This window comes from Megasphaera sp. SW808 (genome assembly GCF_012027795.1).
Lineage (GTDB): Bacteria > Bacillota > Negativicutes > Veillonellales > Megasphaeraceae > Megasphaera > Megasphaera stantonii.
The window spans coordinates 1-537 of the sequence record NZ_SJOT01000060.1 but is presented as its reverse complement, the minus strand read 5'-3'; the positions used below and the strand labels follow the sequence as shown (position 1 = coordinate 537).

At 47.1% G+C, this 537-nt stretch carries 1 protein-coding gene; it reads left to right on the top strand.

Annotation, left to right across the window (positions count from 1 at the left end; translation table 11 throughout):
- Window positions 1–93: 93 nt before the first annotated feature.
- Window positions 94–537, top strand: a 444-nt coding sequence (locus E0L13_RS11695) for a phage holin family protein (RefSeq protein WP_168062591.1), incomplete at its 3' end; no start/stop codon positions are given.

The following is a 537-nucleotide window of genomic DNA, read 5'->3' as shown; positions in this document are numbered from 1 at the left end:
TCACATCTACGAATCCCTCATCGACAACAACGTCTGGTCGCCTTCTGCATATCCGCAGGGCTGGAAACAAATTGATACCGAAGGTGAGGAATAATGAGAAAGATGGTGACAACATTATGGAACCTCTGGACATCCACTGAAATAAAGGTGGGTGTCCTTTTTTCATTCCTTTGGTTGGTCTTGGAGCATATTGTAGGTGGTTTTGACGAGCAGATTACCGCACTGGTGATTCTGACTTCCCTCGACATCCTCACGGGATTCGTCGGGGCATTCAAGACACACAGCTTTATGTCTTCCATTGCAACACGAGGACTATTCAAAAAAGCAGCGATGATTCTGGTGGTGGGGCTTGGTGTCCTGCTGGATGCTGCGATGCATACACACATGGTACGCACGATGTTCATTGGGGGCTTTGCAATCATTGAAGCTCTTTCGATTGTAGAGAATATTGACAAGATGGGCTACGGCCAGTACATTCCTGAGTTTTTGCGGCGATGTCTGGCACAGATAGCCGTGGAAAAGAGGGTGATAAAGAAA